Consider the following 18,934-nt stretch of genomic DNA (forward strand, 5'->3'; position numbering starts at 1 on the left):
GTCAGGCCCCTGTCTTGCTCAGGGTGGTGGGCGCTTCGGCCTCTTCGTGGAATTCGAGCTTGCGGCGCCGGTTGGCGACCAGGCCTTCGGGGCGGAAGCGCATGAGCAGGACGAGTGCGAGTCCGAAGGCGAAGAGCTGGTAGTCGTCGAGGAATTGCAGCTTGTTGGGGATGAGGAAGAGCAGTGCGGCACCGATGAGGGGGCCGGCGATGGTGCCCATGCCGCCGAGGACGACTGCGGCGAGGAGGAAGGCGGAGTTGGGCGGGGTGGTGCCGGCGAAGAGGTACTGCTCGGGGGTGACGGTGTAGGTCACGTGGGCCTGGACGGTGCCGGCGAGTCCGGCGAGGGAGGCGCCGACGGCGAAGGCGATGAGTTTGACGCGGAAGCCGTTGATGCCCATGGCGAGGGCGGCGGTTTCGTCCTCGCGGATGGCGACCCAGGCGCGTCCGATGCGGGAGTCGCCGCTGCGTCGGAAGACGAGGACGACGACGGCGGTGATGAGGAGCATCAGGAAGAAGTAGTTGGCGAATCGGCCGATGGTGAAGCCGCCGATGTCGTGTGCGATCCCCATGTCGAAGCCGAGGATGTCGAGGTCGGGGATGGAGGAGATGCCGTTGGAGCCGTTGGTGACGTCCGGGCCGGAGGTGCCGTCGAGGTTGTTGGCGGTGATGCGGAAGATCTCGCCGAAGCCGAGGGTGACGATGGCGAGGTAGTCGCCGCGCAGTCGCAGGGTGGGTGCGCCGATGAGGACGCCGAAGACGAGTGAGGCGGCGGCGCCGACGAGGACGGCGGCCCAGAAGGGCAGGTGCAGGTCGAAGGGTGAGCTGGGGGAGCCGGAGACCATGGAGGCGGCGTAGGCGCCGACGCCGAGGAAGGCGACGTAGCCGAGGTCGAGGAGGCCGGCGAGGCCGACGACGATGTTCAGGCCGAGGGCGACGGTGGCGAAGATCAGGATGTAGACGCCGAGGGTGGCGTACTGGTCGTCGGACTGGGTGAAGGGGAAGCAGGCCGCGGCGATGAAGGCGCCGCAGACGGTGATGTTCTGGTGCCGGGCGGTGATCTCGGTGGCCTGGGCGATGAGGCCGGCCCGGTGGAGGGCGGTGAAGCCGAGGCCGGCGACGATGAGGAAGCCGACGAAGAGCTCGTCGTACTCGGTGCCGATGCCGTAGGTGAAGACGAGGAGGGCGACGGCGAGGATGCCGACGATGATGAGGATCTCGGCGTAGGAGGGCAGGGCGGGGACGGGGCGGGGGCTGCTGGAGGTGAAGGCCGCTCTGATCGTCTGCCAGTTCTGGGAGCTTGTGTGCTTGAACTGTTCCCAGCCGGTGTCCTCAGGGTCGAAGGGGTCGGGCGCGGGGCGTTCGAAGGGGAGGGCGAGTGCGCCGAGGAGTGCGATGAGGGTGACGGCTGCGGCGATGTAGCCGCCGGGTTCGAGGTTGACGAGGCCGCCGAGCTGGGCGCTGATCGCGATCATCGTGTACCAGGTGGTCGCGAAGGCGGCGAGCGCGGCGAACTTGAGGGCGGCGTCGCCGCCGGCGGGGACCAGCCGGCGCAATCCCCTGACGCCGTACGAGGCGAGGCCGAAGAGGGTGGTGAGGGCGCCGGCGATGAGGACCAGGACCTGGAGTCCGCCCGGGTAGCCGTAGACGGTGAGGTCGCCGGGGAATTCGGCGGTCCAGGTCCAGGCGAGGAAGGTGGAGGCGACGGTGAGGGCGCCGCCGCCGGTGGCGAGGGCCCGTCCGATGTGCGGGGGCATGCCGATGAGGCCGGAGGTGTCGCCCGCGGTGGGGGTGCCGGCGGTCTTCGGTGTGGTGGTCTGTGTGGTCATCGGTGTCACGCCCTGTCCGCAACGCGTTCGCCGAGCAGGCCCTGCGGCCTGAACAGCAGCACGAGGATGAGGAGGATGAAGGCCCAGACGTCGGCCCAGGACTGGCTGCCGAACTGGTCGAGGCCGGGGATGTCGGCGATGTAGGCGGTGGCCAGGGTCTCGGCGATGCCGAGGACGACGCCGCCGATCATGGCGCCGTAGATGTTGCCGATGCCGCCGAGGACTGCTGCGGTGAAGGCCTTGAGTCCGAGGATGAAGCCCATCTTGAACTCGATCTGGCCGTATTTGAGGCCGTAGGCGACGGCTCCGACGGCGGCGAAGACGGCGCCTAGGGCGAAGGCGACGACGATGATGCGGTCGGTGTTGACGCCCATCAGTTTGGCGGTGTCCGGGTCCTGGGCGGTGGCCTGCATGCCGCGTCCGGTGCGGGTGCGCATCACGAAGTAGGCGAGTATGGCCATGCTGACGGGGGCTGCGATGAGCAGAAAGACGTCGCCGGTCTGGAGGGTGACGTCGCCGATGTGGAAGGGGCCGCCGTCGATCTGGGGGAAGGTGCGCGCGGATTTGGCGTCGGGGTACCAGGCCCACACTGCCTGCTGGAGGGCGAGGGAGAGGCCGATGGCGGTGATGAGGGGCGCGAGTCGGGGTGCGCCGCGCAGGGGACGGTAGGCGAACCGTTCCGCCCCGACGGCGACGGTGACGGAGACCACCACGGCGCCGAGCAGCATGAGGGGCAGGGCGAGCAGCATGGAGGTGCCGTCGGGCAGGACGTATAGGTAGACCGTGAGTGCGCCGAAGGCGCCGGTCATGAAGATCTCGCCGTGGGCGAAGTTGATGAGCTGGACGATGCCGTAGACCATTGTGTAGCCGATGGCGATCAACCCGTACATGGATCCCAGTAGCAGGCCGTTGACCAGCTGCTGCGGCAGTTCGTTCACCGCATGTCCTCCGAGACTTTCGGAACGTTCGACGGATGTGGCCGGATGCGAGTCCGCGCGGGGCGCCTGTGGACAGCGCCCCGCGCGGCTCGAGGTTCGGTGGTGCGGGTGGTGGGTCAGCCGGTGTAGGTGCCGGACTTCACCGACTTCCAGGCACCGTTCTCGACGGCGTACACGGTGAGCTGCTTGTTGGTGGCGTCACCGAATTCGTCGAAGGAGACCTTTCCGGTCACCCCGTCGAAGGAGACGTTCTGCATGGCGTCCACGACCTTGGCGCGGGCGTCGTCGGGAAGCTTGCCGTCGTTGGCTTCGACGACGGCCTTGACGGCTTCGATGATCGCCCAGGCGGAATCGTAGGAGTAGCCGCCGTAGGCCTCGTAGGCCTCCTTGTATCCGGCGGCCTCGTAGTTCGCGACGAATTCCTTGGCGGAGGGGAGTTCCTCTACAGGGGCGCCGACGGAGGTCGCGAGGTCCCCGGTGCCGCTGGCGCCGGCGAGCTTGATGAAGTCGGCGCTGTAGATGCCGTCGCCGCCGACCACCGGAATCTTGGCGCCGGCGGCCTTGATCTGCTTGCTGAGCGGGCCCGCCTGCGGGTATTCGCCGCCGTAGTAGACGACGTCGGCGCCGGAGTTCTTGACCTTGGTGGCGACCGCGTTGAAGTCCTTGGTGTCGGGGTTGATGTGCTCGGTGCCGACGACCTGGCCGCCGAGCTTCTTGAACTCCTCGGTGAAGGTGGCGGCGAGGCCGGCACCGTAGGTCTTCTTGTCGTCGATGACGAAGACCTTGCGCTTCTTGGAGTCGTTGTAGACGTACTGTGCGGCGAACGGGCCTTGGATGGCGTCCGTGGTCGCGGTGCGGAAGTACGACTTATAGGGGCGGACCTTCTTGTTCTGCCAGTCGACGCCCTGGGTGAGCGCGGGGTTGGTGTTGGCCGGGGAGACCTCGACCAGCTTGGCGGTGTCGAAGACCTTCTGCATGGACTCGCCGACCGAGGAGTTCAGCGGGCCGACGACACCGAGGACGTCGTCGTTGGCGACGAGTTTGGTGGCGTTCTGCTGGCCGACGGAGGGCTGGCCCTGGTCGTCGAGGGCCTCTGTCTCGAACTTGATGCCGTCGACGTAGTTGTCCTTGTTCGCGGTCTTGGCCGCGAGGTCCACCGAGTTCTTGATGCCGAGGCCCAGCGCGGACAGGTCGCCGGTCAGCGGGGCGTCGACGCCGATGACGACGGTGGTGCCACCGCCGCCACCGTTGCCGCCGTCCGAGCCGCCGTCGTCGTCGCGCGAGCCGCAGGCGGTGAGGGTGAGTGCTCCCGCCGCCAGAGCGGCGGTGATGGCGATGAGCGAACGTTGACGCACGATCAGTCCTTTCCCTGGCACAGCCGCGTCCCTCTGGAGGCGGCCGAGTCGAGCGCTGGGCCGAAGTGACAATCGGACTGCGCGGTGACTGGCCGTGACTCTAAGCGTGTGTGGGGAACGTGGAGGAGGGTCTGACTCAGGCTGTGACGCTCTTGTTATGACACGGGGTAATGCAGAGCGGTACTGGCTGGGAAGAAGGGCGGAATTCCGGCCGATTCGCCCGGTCCACATGCTGAGAACTCGCAGGACCGGAGCGCGGACTTCAGGTGTCTGGGGTGTTTTGGTGATTACCTGGAATACTGGTCGCAGGCGGCGTGAAGGGCCTCGGAGAGGTCCCGTGCATAGCGTGATCCGAGGATGAAACTGTGGGCCTGTATTGCGCGCGCATTACGTAGCGTTACATCCAGGAAAGGGAGTCTGAGGTTCCGGGGTGCTCTTTCGCATTCCGTCACCCTCAGCGTGACAATGATCTTGCGGGCCGAATGCGACTTTGTCTGGATGGGGGCCGCGGGTGACGAGGCCATCGCGAGGCCGTCGTAGGGCTGGGCCAGGCGCGTCACGGTGACGGGCCGACCGGATCGCACGCTCAGCAGTACCGCGAAGCTGAAGTCGCCGGGCTCGGCCCCGCCGGGGCCGGCTACCGCGTCCAGGTAGACGAGGTCCACCACCTGGACGGGGTACGGCGGCTGGGGAGGCGGCGGCTGCCGCGGCCGACCGGCGTACGGGTAGCCGCTGCCCGCCAGTACGGCGATGGCCGCGGCGGAGCCGAGGACTGCCCTGCGGTGGCGGTCGTAGCACCGGGCGAGCCGGCCGCGCGGTCGGCCGGGCGGCCGGGGAGTGTCCGTGGCGTCCCAGGCGTGGGTGCCCTCGCCCGGCTCCACGGGGCCGGCGCCGCTCATCGCCACGGGCCTTGGGTGGGGCCGCCGCCGCGGTACGGATCGGCGCACCTGGCGCGCGGCTGACGGCCGATCACCGTCTCTGCGCCGCGCGTTCCTCGGTCGCGCTCCGCGGTCCTGGCGGCGTTCACTACCTCGCGGGTGATGTCGTACTGCCGGTTGCAGAGGCTTATCGACTGGTAGTCGCCGCAGGGGGTTGCGCTGTCGAGCAGTTCGCGTGCCCAGTGGCGGACGGCGGTCGTGCGCAACTCTTCGGGGCAGAGGGCGGGTCGGGCCGATGCGGTCGTGGACGCGGATGCCGAGGTCGACGCGGTCGCTTCCGTGGCGCTGTCGGAAGCGGCCCTGTCGGCGGGGGAGTCGCCGCAGGCGGCGCCGGGCAGGGACAGTGCGAGCGCCACCATGACCGGGACGACCCGGTCGCGTGCGTCGCGCCGGTGCGCCGCGCGTTCGCGTGCGGGGGCTCCCCGCGCGGTGCGCTCGGGCGTGTGCTGCTCGAACCCTTGACGGGTGGCGCGTTGGTGGGCGGCGCGTTCGAGTGCGAGGTGTACGCACCCGCCGAGCCGTCGCCCCCGGCCAGGGGGTCTCTCCCCGTCCCATGCCCCGAAGCCAGGGCGCCGGGTGGCCGGGAGCAATGCCGAGGGCGCGACATGCCGGTCCGGGCTGTGTACCGACGCGGGCCGTGTGCCGAGGGGGCCGTGTCTCGACGGAGGCGTGTGTCGATCGGCCTGTCACGCCGCTCAGGCGGTCGCGTCCGCCTGCGCTCCGTCGCCCGGCCTCACGTCCCGCAGCAGACAGGTCAGCCGGGCGGTGCACACGCGGCGGTCCTGTTCGTCGCTGATCACGATCTCGTACGTCGCCGTCGACCGGCCCCGGTGCACCGGCGTGGCCACCCCGGTGACCAGGCCGGAGCGGGCTCCGCGGTGGTGGGTGCAGTTCAGGTCGACGCCGACGGCGATCCTGGAAGCGCCGCCGTGCAGCATCGAGCCGACCGACCCGAGCGTCTCGGCCAGCACCGCCGAGGCGCCCCCGTGCAGCAGTCCGTACGGCTGGGTGTTGCCCTCGACCGGCATGGTGCCGACGACCCGGTCGGCCGACGCCTCGAGGATCTGGACCCCCATGCGCGTCCCGAGGTGCCCGGCGGAGAACAGTGCGGGCAGGTCGACGCCGAGCGTGGCGTACTCGTCGATGACCTCCTGCGGGAACTGCACCTGCTGCTGCTCGCCCATGGGCCCGGCTCCGTTTCGTCGCTCCGTCTGTCGGATCCGCCGGCCGGCCAGGTGGGACGGGCCGTCGGCGCCACTGAGCAAACGCTCAGTCGGTCGTCGATTGTTCCAGACGGACGACGACGGACTTGCTGGCCGGGGTGTTGCTGGTGTCCGCGGTGGCGTCCAGCGGCACCAGGACGTTGGTCTCCGGGTAGTACGCCGCCGCGCAACCCCGGGCCGTGGGGTAGTGCACGACGCGGAAGCCGGGGGCCCGCCGCTCCACCCCGTCCTTCCACTCGCCGATCAGGTCGACGTACGCGCCGTTTCGGACGCCGAGCTCCCGGGCGTCCTCCGGATTGACCAGGACCACCCTGCGGCCGTTCTTGATGCCCCGGTAGCGGTCGTCCAGTCCGTAGATCGTGGTGTTGTACTGGTCGTGCGAGCGCAGCGTCTGCAGCAGCAGCCGCCCCTCGGGCAGCTCGGGGTACTCGACCGGAGCCGCGGTGAAGTTGGCCTTGCCGGTGGCCGTCGGGAAGCGGCGTTCGTCGCGCGGGGCGTGCGGCAGGGCGAAGCCCCCGGGGCGGGCCACGCGCGCGTTGAAGTCCTCGAAACCCGGGATCACGCGTCCGATGCGGTCGCGGATCGTCGCGTAGTCCTTCTCGAACTCCTCCCAGGGCGTGGAGCTGCGCTCGCCCAGCACTCGGCGGGCCAGCCGGCACACGATGGCCGGCTCGGACAGCAGGTGGGCGCTCGCGGGCTCCAGCCGGCCGCGGGAGGCGTGCACCATGCCCATGGAGTCCTCGACGGTGACGAACTGCTCGCCGCCGCCCTGGAGGTCCCGCTCGGTGCGGCCGAGTGTCGGCAGGATCAGGGCGCGTGCGCCCGTGACGGCGTGGGAGCGGTTCAGCTTCGTCGACACGTGCACGGTGAGCCGGGCGCGGCGCATCGCCCCCTCGGTGACCTCCGTGTCGGGGGAGGCCGAGACGAAGTTGCCGCCCATGGCGAAGAACACCTTCGCCTCACCGTCGCGCATCGCGCGGATGGCCCGTACGACGTCGTAGCCGTGCTCGCGCGGCGGGGCGAAGCCGAACTCCTGCTCCAGGGCGTCCAGGAACGCGGGCGCGGGGCGCTCGAAGATGCCCATGGTGCGGTCGCCCTGCACGTTGGAGTGGCCGCGCACCGGGCAGACGCCCGCGCCCGGACGGCCGATGTTGCCGCGCAGCAGGAGGAAGTTGACGACCTCGCGGATGGTGGGCACGGAGTGCTTGTGCTGGGTCAGGCCCATCGCCCAGCACACGATGGTGCGCTTCGATGCGAGCACCATGCGCAGGGCTTCCTCGATCTCCGCGCGGGTGAGGCCGGTCGCCGCGAGGGTCGCCTCCCAGTCGGCGGCGCGGGCCGCCTCGGCGAACTCCTCGTATCCGTGGGTGTGCTGCTCGACGAACGCCTCGTCGACCGCCCCGTCGGTCTCCAGGATCAGCTTGTTCAGGAGCCGGAACAGGGCTTGGTCGCCGCCGATGCGGATCTGCAGGAACAGGTCGGTGAGCGCGGCGCCCGCGGTGAGCCCCTTGGGGGTCTGCGGGTTCTTGAAGCGCTCCAGGCCCGCCTCGGGCAGCGGGTTGACGCTGATGATCCTCGCCCCGTTGGCCTTGGCCTTCTCCAGGGCGGAGAGCATGCGCGGGTGGTTGGTGCCCGGGTTCTGGCCGGCCACGATGATCAGGTCGGACTTGTACAGGTCCTCCAGCAGGACGCTGCCCTTGCCGATGCCGATGGTCTCGGACAGGGCCGAGCCGGACGACTCGTGGCACATGTTGGAGCAGTCCGGCAGGTTGTTGGTGCCCAACTCCCGCGCGAAGAGCTGATAGAGGAACGCCGCCTCGTTGCTGGTGCGCCCGGAGGTGTAGAAGACCGCCTCGTCGGGCGAACCCAGGGCGGCGATCTCCTCCGCCACGATGTCGAAGGCGCGCTCCCAGGTGACCGGCTCGTAGTGCTCGCCGCCCTCCGGGAGGTACACCGGGTGCGTGAGCCGTCCCTGCTGGCCCAGCCAGTAGCCGCTGCGGGTGGCGAGGTCGGCCACGGAGTGCTCGGCGAAGAACTCCGGGGTGACCCGGCGCAGGGTGGCCTCCTCGGCAACGGCCTTCGCGCCGTTCTCGCAGAACTCCGCCTTGTGCCGGTGGTCCGGCTCGGGCCAGGCGCAGCCCGGACAGTCGAAGCCGTCCTTCTGGTTGACGCTCAGCAGCGTCAGCGCGGTCCGCTTCACGCCCATCTGCCGCTGCGCGATCCGCAGCGTGTGCCCGATGGCCGGAATCCCCGCCGCCGCGTGCTGGGGTTCCGTGATCCGCGGCGCGTCCTGAACCGGATCACCCTTGGGCGGCTTGGTGGCCATCGCGCGCTCCTTCGCTTACGCGTGTGAGGTACGTCTCCGATCCTCGCACGTCCCTCCGACAGCGAGGGAGGCCGGGCGGGCCGGAATTCGGAAACGGTGGTCGCGGCGGCGGACGGAGGCCGGTCCGTGCCGACGGCGAGCGCGGGGCCGAGTGTCAGTGGTCCGTGGCAGGATCGGGGGCGTGGCAGAGACAGCATCGAAGAAGACCGACAACCCCTCCGGCGGCGACCGTCCGCGCCTGATGCTCATGGACGGGCACTCGCTGGCCTACCGCGCGTTCTTCGCGCTGCCCGCGGAGAACTTCACGACCGCGACGGGCCAGCCGACCAACGCGATCTACGGCTTCGCGTCGATGCTGGCCAACACGTTGCGTGACGAGGCGCCCACCCACTTCGCGGTGGCGTTCGACGTCTCCCGCAAGACCTGGCGGTCCCAGGAGTTCACCGAGTACAAGGCGAACCGCTCCAAGACGCCGGACGAGTTCAAGGGGCAGGTCGAGCTGATCGGCGAGCTGCTCGACGCCATGCACGTGCAGCGCTTCGCCGTCGAGGGCTTCGAGGCCGACGACGTCATCGCCACGCTCGCCACACAGGCCGAGGCCGAGGGCTTCGACGTGCTGATCGTCACCGGCGACCGGGACTCTTTCCAGCTGGTCAGCGAGCACACCACGGTGCTGTACCCGACCAAGGGCGTCTCCGAGCTGACCCGTTTCACGCCGGAGAAGGTCTTCGAGAAGTACGGGCTGACTCCCGCCCAGTACCCCGACTTCGCGGCACTGCGCGGCGACCCGTCCGACAACCTGCCGGGCATCCCGGGCGTCGGCGAGAAGACGGCCGCGAAGTGGATCAACCAGTTCGGGTCCTTCGCGGAGCTGGTGGAGCGCGTCGAGGAGGTCAAGGGCAAGGCCGGGCAGAACCTGCGCGACCACCTGGAGTCCGTCAAACTCAACCGCCGCCTCACCGAGCTGGAGCGGCGGGTCGAGCTGCCGAAGACGGTCACCGACCTGGAGCGGACGGCCTACGACCGCAAGGGCGTCGCGATGATCCTGGACACCCTGGAAATCCGCAACCCGTCCCTGCGGGAGCGGCTGTACGCCGTCGACCCGGGCGCCGAGGAGGCCGAGGCGACCCCGGTCGTGGCGGACGGGGTGGAGCTGGACGGCACCGTGCTGGGCACCGGCGAGGTGGCCGGCTGGCTCGCCGAGCACGGCACGCAGCCCCTCGGTGTGGCCACGGTCGACACCTGGGCGCTGGGCACCGGCTCGGTCGCCGAGGTCGCGCTCGCCGCGGCCGACGGCAAGGCCGCCTGGTTCGACCCGACGGAGCTCGACGGGGCCGACGAGGCGGCGTTCGCGGCCTGGCTGTCCGACCCGGACCGGCCCAAGATCCTGCACAACGCGAAGGGCGCGATGCGCGTCTTCGCCGAGCACGGCTGGAGCGTCGCCGGTGTCGGCATGGACACCGCGCTCGCCGCCTACCTGGTCAAGCCGGGCCGCCGCTCCTTCGACCTGGACGCGCTCTCCTTGGAGTACCTGCACCGCGAGCTGGCCCCCGCCGCCGCGGCCGACGGCCAGCTCGCCTTCGGTGCCGACGACGGCGCCGAGGCCGAAGCGCTGATGGTGCAGGCCCGCGCGATCCTCGACCTGGGCGAGGCCTTCGAGGGCCGCCTTCAGGACGTCGGCGCCGCCGACCTGCTGCGCGATGTGGAGCTGCCCACGTCCGCGCTGCTGGCCCGCATGGAGCGGCACGGCATCGCCGCCGACCGGGAGCACCTCCAGGCCATGGAGCAGATGTTCGCCGGTGCCGTGCAGCAGGCGGTGAGGGAGGCGCACGCGGCGGCCGGGCACGAGTTCAACCTCGGCTCGCCCAAGCAGCTCCAGGAAGTCCTCTTCGGCGAGCTGAACCTGCCGAAGACCAAGAAGACCAAGACCGGCTACACCACCGACGCCGACGCCCTGGCCTGGCTCGCGGCCCAGACGGAGAACGAACTGCCGGTCATCATGCTCCGCCACCGCGAGCAGGCCAAGCTGCGGGTCACGGTCGAGGGCCTGATCAAGACGATCGCCTCCGACGGCCGCATCCACACCACGTTCAACCAGACGGTCGCCGCGACCGGCCGCCTCTCCTCCACGGACCCGAACCTGCAGAACATCCCGGTCCGCACCGACGAGGGCCGGGCGATCCGCCGCGGCTTCGTCGTCGGCGAGGGCTTCGAGTCGCTGATGACGGCCGATTACAGCCAGATCGAGCTGCGCGTCATGGCCCACCTCTCCGAGGACGCGGGCCTCATCGAGGCCTTCACCTCCGGCGAGGACCTGCACACCACCGCCGCCGCGCAGGTGTTCTCCGTCGAGCAGTCCGCGGTCGACGCGGAGATGCGCCGCAAGATCAAGGCCATGTCCTACGGCCTTGCGTACGGACTGTCCGCCTTCGGCCTCTCCCAGCAGTTGAACATCGAGGCGGCGGAGGCCCGCGGCCTGATGGACGCCTACTTCGAGCGGTTCGGCGGCGTACGGGACTACCTGCGCCGGGTCGTCGACGAGGCCCGGGCGACGGGCTACACGGCGACGCTCTTCGGCCGTCGCCGCTACCTGCCCGACCTCAACAGCGACAACCGCCAGCGCCGCGAGGCGGCCGAGCGCATGGCGCTGAACGCCCCGATCCAGGGCACGGCGGCCGACATCGTCAAGATCGCCATGCTCAACGTCGACAAGGCGCTGCGCGAGGCCGGCCTCTCCTCCCGCATGCTGCTCCAGGTCCACGACGAAATCGTCCTGGAGATCGCCCCCGGCGAGCGGGCGGCGGCGGAGGAACTGGTCCGCCGCGAGATGGCGGACGCCGTGCGGCTCAGGGTCCCCCTGGGCGTCTCGGTGGGCGCGGGACCGGACTGGGAGTCGGCGGCGCACTAGCCTGCGGCGGTCGGCGGTCGGCGGTAAGGGATGTGAGGGGGGAGCGCCGCGGGGTCACGTACTCGCGGCGCTGCCCTCCTCCCCTCCGCACGCCCGGCGGGCCCGTCACTCAGGTGGCCCCCGCGAAAGGGCCCCCCGCCCGCGACTCCGGTGAGGATGCGGGCATGGGTATACGCATGCTCCACCACCGGACGACACCGGCACGGGCAAGCACCGACCGACCCGCCCGCATGCCGCTCCTACCGGTCCCGGTCTTCGCGCCGGGCGCAAGTACCGGCCGCACCCCCACCACCCTCGCGACGGCCCTGCGCCGCACCACGGCAGACCTCCGCCGCAGAATCCTCCGCCGGGACCGGGCCGCCCCGATGCCGCGCGAGACGCCCGCCTGGCGGCTGTGGGCCGACCTGGCCCGCGGCTACCTGGCGCTCGCCCTCACGCTGCTGCCGCGGACCCGGCCCGCGCACACTTTCACCGTGTTCGTCGCCGGCTCCGACACGCTCAGCGCGCGACCCGGCGGTCCGGCTCCGTACCGGCGCCTGCCGGGCGGGCGGGGACCGGGGCCGGACGCCACACCCTGACGGCCACGGCGTACAGCAGCAGTCCCGGGACGAGCCCCGCGCCCGCCCCGAAGCACACCGTCGGGATCAGCTCCCAGGGTTTCGCCACGTCACCCCAGTAGTCCCACCACCGGGTGGCCCGCCGCACCGCCCCGGCCACCGCACAACCGCCCACCACCGCCCCGGCCCACCACCGGTCCCGCACCAGGAGCACCGGAACGCCCAGCGGTTCGGTCCCGGGCGCCCGGTGCAGCGCCCGCGCCAGGAACACGGCGAGCACGACGGCGGCCAGGGCGGAACCGCCGTACTGGAGGTACCAGTACAGAGGAGAACCCGCGATCTCCCGGCCGAGGACGGGGAACACACGCGTCCCCCACCGGTCGAGATGCGTGAACGCGTCCCACACCACGTGCGTCGACGCCCCCAGCACCGCGGACACGTACCACCACAGCAGGAGCGAGGGCGTCACGCGCGCGCGGGGCGCCCCGCAGCGCAGCAGAGCGGCGACCCGCCGCTGCCGAACCCTCGGCAACAGGGCCACCAGCGGCTCGCGCACGAGCAGCCACAGACCCACCAGCGCCCAGGCGATGACCACATCTACGGTGAAGACGCCCGGGAAGTCGTGCGTGACGTCCCCGAACTCCATCGCCCCGGACAGGAAACTCGCCGCGTAATAGGTCATGTCGGGCGAGAAGGAGCCCGCCACCAGCACCGCCGGTACCAGCCGCCCCCGTCCGGTCCCGTCACTCCTCAGCGCGGGCAGGACGGCGGCGGCATGACTGAGGGTGAACGGCAACGGGACTCCTCGTATGGCCAACTGGTGAATATCGGGCGCGAACGGGTCCCCGCGCAAAGCAAGTTGCCGTAGGGTCGCCTGCGGCACCGTACTGGTCGAACAGACGAACATCGCGCGGGGAAAGTTGCGGCGCAACCTCCGGCGCGCACCGATCGTCGCAACAGGACGGGTACGACGGGCGAGTACGACAGCCGAGAACGGACGGACGGACGCGACGGCGTCCATGGGAGGGGTTCACTCTATGGCGGCGCATTTCGACAGGAGGCTCCGCAAGGCGGCGGTCACCACCACCGTGGCAGCGGTTGCGGTCGCGGCCCTGTCCGCGTCCCAGGCTCCCGACGTGACGGCCGACGCCGACGGCAGACAGACCACCTCCGACAACGTGCCGACTTTCGACACGCCCGCCGAGGAGAGCGCGACGGGCAACTCGCCCTACTACACGGATCTCCCGCCGCTGAACAGCCCGAGTCCCGCGCCGACCATCGGCGCCCCCGCGTCCCGGACACCGTCCGAGGCGGGCATCCCCGCCACGGTCCTCGACGCCTACAAGAAGGCCGAGTCGGCGCTGCGCCGGTCCAAGCCCGGATGCAACCTCCCCTGGCAACTGCTCGCCGCCATCGGCAAGGTGGAGTCGGGTCAGGCCCGCGGCGGCCGCGTCACCGCCGACGGCACCACGACCAGTCCGATCATCGGCCCACAGCTGGACGGCAACGGCTTCGCGCTCATCAAGGACACCGACAACGGCGTCTACGACGGCAACAGCGCCTACGACAACGCCGTCGGCCCCATGCAGTTCATCCCCTCCACCTGGGCCTGGGCGGGCCGCGACGGCAACGGTGACGGCAAGGAAGACCCCAACAACATCTACGACGCCGCGCTCTCCGCCGGTCACTACCTGTGCCGCAACGGCTGGGACCTGTCCGACCAGGCCGACCTCAAGCGCGCGATCCTCAGCTACAACAACTCCCAGGACTACCTGTACACGGTCCTGTCGTGGCTGGAGCACTACCGCAAGGGTACCCACGAGATCCCGGACGGCACCGGCACCCTGCCCGTGGACCGCAGCGACGACGGCGCCGCGAGCGGACGCGAGAGGTCGCCCGGCGGTACGGGCGCGACCACGCGCCCCACGTCCCCCGGCACGCCGTCGCCCAGCCCGGTCAAGCCGGGCGGTTCCACCGCACCCGGCGCACCCACGACCCCGCCGGACCCCGGCACCGGTTCCCCGAGCCCCAAGCCACCGACCGACCCGGAGACCCCGTCCGGCACCCCGACCCCCACCGACACGGTGCACCACCTGGAGAACGCCGGGACCACGGGGCTCACCGCCGTCGCGGGCGACACCTTCACCAGGAAGATCAGCACCCGCGCCGAGACCGAGGCCGGGAAGGCCGTCGGCAAGGTGCGGATCCGCTTCACCGTGCTGGGCGACACGGACGCCACCTTCGCCGGCGGCGAGAAGGTCGCCGTGGCCACCACCGACGCCTCCGGCGTGGCGGTCGCGCCCGCACTGGTCGCGGGCGAGAAGACCGGCGCCTTCACCGTGCGTGCCGCCGTCGCCGGCCGCACCGTCCCCGGCATCGACTACAAGGCCACCGTCACCGAGCGGGTCGCCGACGCCCTCGCGCGCACCGGCGCGACCGAGCTGACGTGCACGCCCGGCGGCGAGTTCGCGGACCGGGTCGAGGTCAAGGCCACGCACAGGGGCGCCGCCGCGGACAAGGTCGCCGTCACCGCCACGCTCGTCAAGTCGGTGCTCGACCCGGCCGAGAACGACAAGGGCCCCTACTTCGAGGACGCCGACGGCAAGGCCGTCCGCACCCTGACCGGCCTGAAGACCGACGCCAAGGGCCTGCTGACGCTGCCGAAGCTGTACGCGGACGACACCAGCGGCACGTTCGTGCTACGTCTCACCACCGCGGGCGGCGCCACGCTCGACGTCCAGCTGAAGGTGGCCGAGGCGGAGCCGACGCCGAGCCCGTCGCCCGAATCGCCCGACGCGTCGCCCAGCCCCTCCACCGAGCCGTCGACGGAGCCGGAAGCGTAGGCGCGGCACCCGCGCGAACGACCGAGGGGCGCCCTCCGCTTCAGCGGGGCGCCCCTCGGCGCGTCGTCACCCGCTCACTTCGCCAGGCGGGCCCTGGTGTGCCGGGTCGGCTCCGCGGTGGCCGGGTCCTCGGGCCACGGATGCTTCGGGTAGCGGCCGCGCAGCTCCGCCCGCACGCCGAAGTAGCCGTCCTTCCAGAAGGAGGCCAGGTCGGCGGTGACCGCGGCCGGGCGGCCGGCGGGGGAGAGGAGATGGACGAGGAGCGGCACTCCGGCGACCTCGGGCGAGCGGTGCAGTCCGAACATCTCCTGCAGCTTCACCGCGAGCACCGGCTGCGCGGGGTCGTCGTAGTCGATCCGGACCCTGGACCCGCTGGGGACGGTGATCCGCTCCGGTGCGAGTTCGTCGAGCCGGGCCGCTTCCCCCGAGGCCCAGGGCAGCAGCCGTGCCAGTGCCTGCCCGGCGTCGATCCGTGCCAGGTCGGCCCGCCGCCGGGCCCGGCTCAGCTCGGGCTCCAGCCACTCGTCCACGCGCGCGTGCAGCGCGTCGTCCGAGACGTCGGGCCAGGGCTCGCCGAGCCGCAGCCGCAGAAAGGCGAGCCGTTGCCGCAGTACCGCCGCGTCGGTCGGCCAACGCAGCAACCCGAACCCCTCTCGCCGCAGTCCCTCCAGGAGCGCGTTCCGTACGAGAGAGGGGTCGGCGCCGGTGAGCGGCCGTGCTGTGAGCTCCACCGCCCCGAGCCGTTCGACGCGCCGGGCCACGACGTCGCCGTCGGCCCAGTGGATGTCGTCCGTCTCCTCCAGCAGAGCCCCAGCCGCCAGCCGGGCCGTCGCCTCGTCGACGACCGCGCCGAGCCGCACGCGCGCGTGCCCCTTCCCCACGGGCCGGTCGGCCGCGGCCACGGCGATCCACGGTGCCCCGCGCAGCGCCGACGCCTCCGGGAGTTCGGCCCGGGTGCCGGACACCATGAGGTACGAACCGCCGTCCTTCCTGGCCACCCGCTCGGGAAACGCGAGCGCGGTCACCAGTCCGGCGACACCGTCGTCGGTGACCTCCCGCCCGACGCCGGAGCCGGAGCCCTGCCCGGCGGCCCGCAGCCGTCGGACCTCGGTCCGCCACCGGGCCCCGTACGCATCGGTCCCGCGCCGAGCGGTGCGCAGCGCGGCCACCAGATCGTCCCCGTACTCCCGGGGCGGCTCCTCACTGAGCAGGGCCACCACCTCGGCCACCACCGCCGGGTCACCGGCGCCGGGTCCTGCGGCGTCGGACGGCCGGCTGCCCAGGGCACGGGTGCCCGAGCCACGCTCATCGGGGGCGTCCTCGCCCGGGACGCGCGCGTCGGGAGCGTCCGCGGCCCCGACGCCGGTGTCCATGCGTGTGCCGGAGACCTGCGGGTGAGAAGACCCCCGTGCCCCCGTTGCCGTGCCTCGCGCGTCGAGCAACGCCCGCCCGAGGCGGGGATGCAGCCCGAGGCGGGCCAGCCGTGCTCCCCGTTCGGTGGCACGACCGGCCCGGTCCACCGCGCCCACCGCCGTCAGCACCGACCGGGCCGCCGCCATCGCCCCGCCCGGCGGCGGATCGAGCAGCGCCAGCCCGGACGCGTCAGGATCGCCCCAGCATGCCGCCTGCAGCGCGAACGCCGTCAGGTCGGCCACCTTGATCTCCGGTGCCGGGAAGCGCGGCAGACGGGCGTCCTCGGCCTCCGCCCAGCAGCGGTACACCGCGCCCGGCGCCTCACGTCCGGCCCGCCCCGCCCGCTGCCGGGCCGCGGCGCGCGAGGCCCGTACCGTCGTCAGCGCGCTCAGCCCCCGCGCGTGGTCCACCCGGGGCTCCCGGGCCAGGCCCGCGTCCACGACCACCCGCACGCCAGGGACCGTCAGCGACGACTCGGCGACCGCGGTCGCCAGCACCACCCGGCGCCGTGCGCCGGGCGCCAGCACCGCGTCCTGCACGGCCGCCGGCGCCCGCCCGTGCACCTGGAGCACGTCGACGTCCCCGATGCCCGTCAGCTGCCCGGCGACCCGGGCGATCTCACCGACCCCCGGCAGGAAGCACAGCACGTCCCCGTCCCGCTCGGCCAGCGCCCGGCGCACCACCGACGCCACGTGCGAGAGCAGCGCCGGGTCCACCCGCATCCCGTGCGGCGGCCGCACCGGGCGCGCCGGCGGTGCCCACACCACCTCCACGGGGTACGACACACCCTGCGCCTCGACGACCGGCGCGTCGCCCAGCAGGCGGGCCCAGCCCTCGGCGTCGGTCGTCGCCGACGCGGCCACCAGCCGCAGCTCCGGCCGCAGCGCCTGCCGCACGTCCCACAGGAACGCCGCCGTGGTGTCCGCGTCCAGATGCCGCTCGTGACACTCGTCGAGCACCACCACGTCGACGCCCGTCAGCTCCTGGTCCCGCTGGAGCCGCTGCAGCAGCACACCCGTCGTGACGACCGCCACGCGCGCGTGCCGACCGACGACCCGCTCACCGCGCACCGTGTACCCGACGCTCCCGCCGGGCTTCTCACCCAGCAGCCATGCCATCCGCCGGGCCGCCGCCCGTGCCGCGATCCGCCGCGGCTCGGCCACGACCACGTGCCGCGCGGGACCCTCACCCAGCAGCCCCGCCAGCGCGAGCGGCACCAGCGTCGTCTTGCCGGTGCCGGGCGGCGCGACCAGCACCGCGGTGCCGTGCCCCTCCAGGGCGTCGTGCAGGGCGGGCAGGGCACCGCGTACGGGCAAGGCGTCCAGGGCGTCGTAACGGATCACGCCCCCAGTGTCGTACGCCGGCGGAACCGTCCTCCACGAGCGCGTACGTGCCGGGCCGAGCGGACGGTGCCTCAGTCGCGCTCGCAGACGAAGATCGCCGTCCCGGGGATCAGACGACCGCGCAGCGGCGACCAGCCGCCCCACTCGGAGGTGTTCCAGTCCGGCCACTCCGGTTCGACGAGGTCCACCAGCCGGAACCCGGACGTCACCACGTCCCGCACCCGGTCGCCGAGCGTCCTGTGGTGCTCGACGTACACCGCGCGGCCCTCGTCGTCCTGCTCGACGTACGGCGTGCGGTCGAAGTAGGAGCCGGACACCGAAAGGCCCTCGGGGCCCGGCTCGTCCGGGAACGCCCAGCGCAGCGGATGTGTCACCGAGAAGACGAAACGGCCCCCGGGCCGCAGTACCCGGCGCACCTCCCGCAGCACCAGCCGCGGATCGGCGACGAAGGGCAGCGCCCCGTACGCCGAGCACGCCAGGTCGAAGGAGCCGTCCGCGAAGGGCAGCACGGCCGCGTCCGCGCAGACCAGGGGGAAGGAGGAGCCGATGCGCAGCGCGTGCTGGAGCTGGCGGTGGGAGAGGTCCAGCGCCACCGGACGGGCTCCCTGGGCGGTCAGCCAGCGCGAGCACTGGGCGGCGCCGGCGCCGATCTCCAGGACGTCCTTGCCCTTCAGGTCCTCCGGCGGGCCGAGCAGCTCGGCCTCCACCTCGTCCAGGCCTTCGGGGCACCACACGAAGCGGTCGTCGCCGAGGAATGTGCCGTGCTCGATCTGGTACTCGTCCGCGTTGCGGTCCCACCAGCCGCGGTTGGCGCGGGAGCTCTCCGTGACACCGGCAGCACGCCGGGTGGCCTCGGGGTCGGCGGGTCCGTCGGCTTCGGCCTCGGACGCTACGTGCTCTTGGATGACCGGCTCCCTCGTACTGGTCTGCGGGCTCTTCCGTGCCGTCGGCCCCGCATGTCGCAAGGGAGCGTCCGAGGGGTCCGGACGGTCTCGACGGACGGCACTTGTGCCGGGAATGCGGTGATCCGCCCTGGGTGTGCGGCTTCGCGCATTGACCCTGCCCGGCTGCCCCCGTATGCTACAAGTTGCGCTGCGGGCCTGCGCACCTCAGACGTAGCAGGTCGCGCTCGCATCTGTTGTATGTCCCCTCGGTTCTCGAGGCGTCACCAGCGGTTTTCGGTGACGCTTACTTGGCTGTCCGGCTTCTGCAGAGCGAAACGGGCTCCCGGCGTAAGCAGTACCTACGACTCAATGTCCGTA

13 protein-coding genes are annotated in these 18,934 nt (G+C 71.8%); 3 read left to right on the forward strand and 10 right to left on the reverse strand.

The window, feature by feature from the left end; translation table 11 throughout:
* Position 1 precedes the first annotated feature (1 nt).
* From IE142_RS26420 to IE142_RS26450, 7 genes are all read right to left on the reverse strand, one after another.
* Complete coding sequence (locus tag IE142_RS26420; protein WP_191888060.1) at positions 2-1,828, reverse strand: branched-chain amino acid ABC transporter permease; 1,827 nt, start codon at positions 1,826-1,828, stop codon at positions 2-4.
* Positions 1,829-1,833: 5 nt separating this feature from the next.
* Entirely contained in the window at positions 1,834-2,766 is a 933-nt protein-coding gene (locus IE142_RS26425; RefSeq protein ID WP_191888061.1) for a branched-chain amino acid ABC transporter permease, read from the reverse strand.
* A 116-nt stretch (positions 2,767-2,882) separates the two neighbouring features.
* Positions 2,883-4,121, reverse strand: coding sequence for a branched-chain amino acid ABC transporter substrate-binding protein (locus IE142_RS26430; RefSeq protein WP_191888062.1), 1,239 nt, complete (start codon positions 4,119-4,121; stop codon positions 2,883-2,885).
* Between the two features lie 287 nt (positions 4,122-4,408).
* A complete protein-coding gene (locus IE142_RS26435) occupies positions 4,409-5,020 on the reverse strand; it encodes a Tat pathway signal sequence domain protein (RefSeq protein ID WP_191888091.1) in 612 nt (203 codons plus the stop codon).
* Positions 5,017-5,418, reverse strand: coding sequence for a hypothetical protein (locus IE142_RS26440; protein WP_191888063.1), 402 nt, complete (start codon positions 5,416-5,418; stop codon positions 5,017-5,019). Before IE142_RS26440 ends, IE142_RS26435 begins: the two co-directional genes overlap by 4 nt.
* 336 nt (positions 5,419-5,754) lie before the next feature.
* Positions 5,755-6,243 (reverse strand): PaaI family thioesterase, encoded by a 489-nt coding sequence (locus IE142_RS26445; protein WP_191888064.1) that lies wholly within the window; start codon positions 6,241-6,243, stop codon positions 5,755-5,757.
* An 85-nt stretch (positions 6,244-6,328) separates the two neighbouring features.
* The gene (locus IE142_RS26450; protein WP_191888065.1) at positions 6,329-8,608 is read right to left on the reverse strand and encodes an FdhF/YdeP family oxidoreductase; all 2,280 of its coding nucleotides are present in this window, start codon (positions 8,606-8,608) and stop codon (positions 6,329-6,331) included.
* 181 nt (positions 8,609-8,789) lie between these two features.
* Between IE142_RS26450 and polA the strand changes: the two genes are divergently transcribed.
* Together polA and IE142_RS26460 are read left to right on the forward strand one after the other, a co-directional pair.
* Positions 8,790-11,516 carry a DNA polymerase I gene (gene polA / locus IE142_RS26455; protein WP_191888066.1) on the forward strand — a complete coding sequence of 909 codons (2,727 nt, stop codon included), beginning with the start codon at positions 8,790-8,792 and terminating at the stop codon, positions 11,514-11,516.
* 164 nt (positions 11,517-11,680) lie between these two features.
* Positions 11,681-12,094, forward strand: a complete 414-nt coding sequence (locus tag IE142_RS26460) for a hypothetical protein (protein ID WP_191888067.1) — start codon at positions 11,681-11,683, stop codon at positions 12,092-12,094.
* Here the strand turns inward: IE142_RS26460 and IE142_RS26465 are convergent.
* Positions 12,015-12,869, reverse strand: a complete 855-nt coding sequence (locus IE142_RS26465; protein WP_191888068.1) for a DUF4184 family protein — start codon at positions 12,867-12,869, stop codon at positions 12,015-12,017. The genes IE142_RS26460 and IE142_RS26465 overlap by 80 nt on opposite strands.
* A gap of 241 nt (positions 12,870-13,110) precedes the next feature.
* On the opposite strand from IE142_RS26465, the gene IE142_RS26470 reads away from it, so the two are divergent.
* Positions 13,111-14,916: a lytic transglycosylase domain-containing protein gene (locus tag IE142_RS26470; protein WP_191888069.1), complete on the forward strand. Its 1,806-nt coding sequence runs from the start codon at positions 13,111-13,113 to the stop codon at positions 14,914-14,916.
* A gap of 74 nt (positions 14,917-14,990) precedes the next feature.
* Here the strand turns inward: IE142_RS26470 and IE142_RS26475 are convergent, their stop codons facing one another.
* Both IE142_RS26475 and IE142_RS26480 read right to left on the reverse strand, forming a co-directional pair.
* Positions 14,991-17,672, reverse strand: a complete 2,682-nt coding sequence (locus IE142_RS26475; protein ID WP_191888070.1) for an ATP-dependent RNA helicase — start codon at positions 17,670-17,672, stop codon at positions 14,991-14,993.
* Between the two features lie 71 nt (positions 17,673-17,743).
* Positions 17,744-18,637: a class I SAM-dependent methyltransferase gene (locus IE142_RS26480; RefSeq protein ID WP_191888071.1), complete on the reverse strand. Its 894-nt coding sequence runs from the start codon at positions 18,635-18,637 to the stop codon at positions 17,744-17,746.
* Between the last annotated feature and the right edge of the window lie 297 nt (positions 18,638-18,934).

The sequence above is a fragment of the Streptomyces mutabilis genome, assembly GCF_014649815.1.
Classification (GTDB): domain Bacteria; phylum Actinomycetota; class Actinomycetes; order Streptomycetales; family Streptomycetaceae; genus Streptomyces; species Streptomyces mutabilis.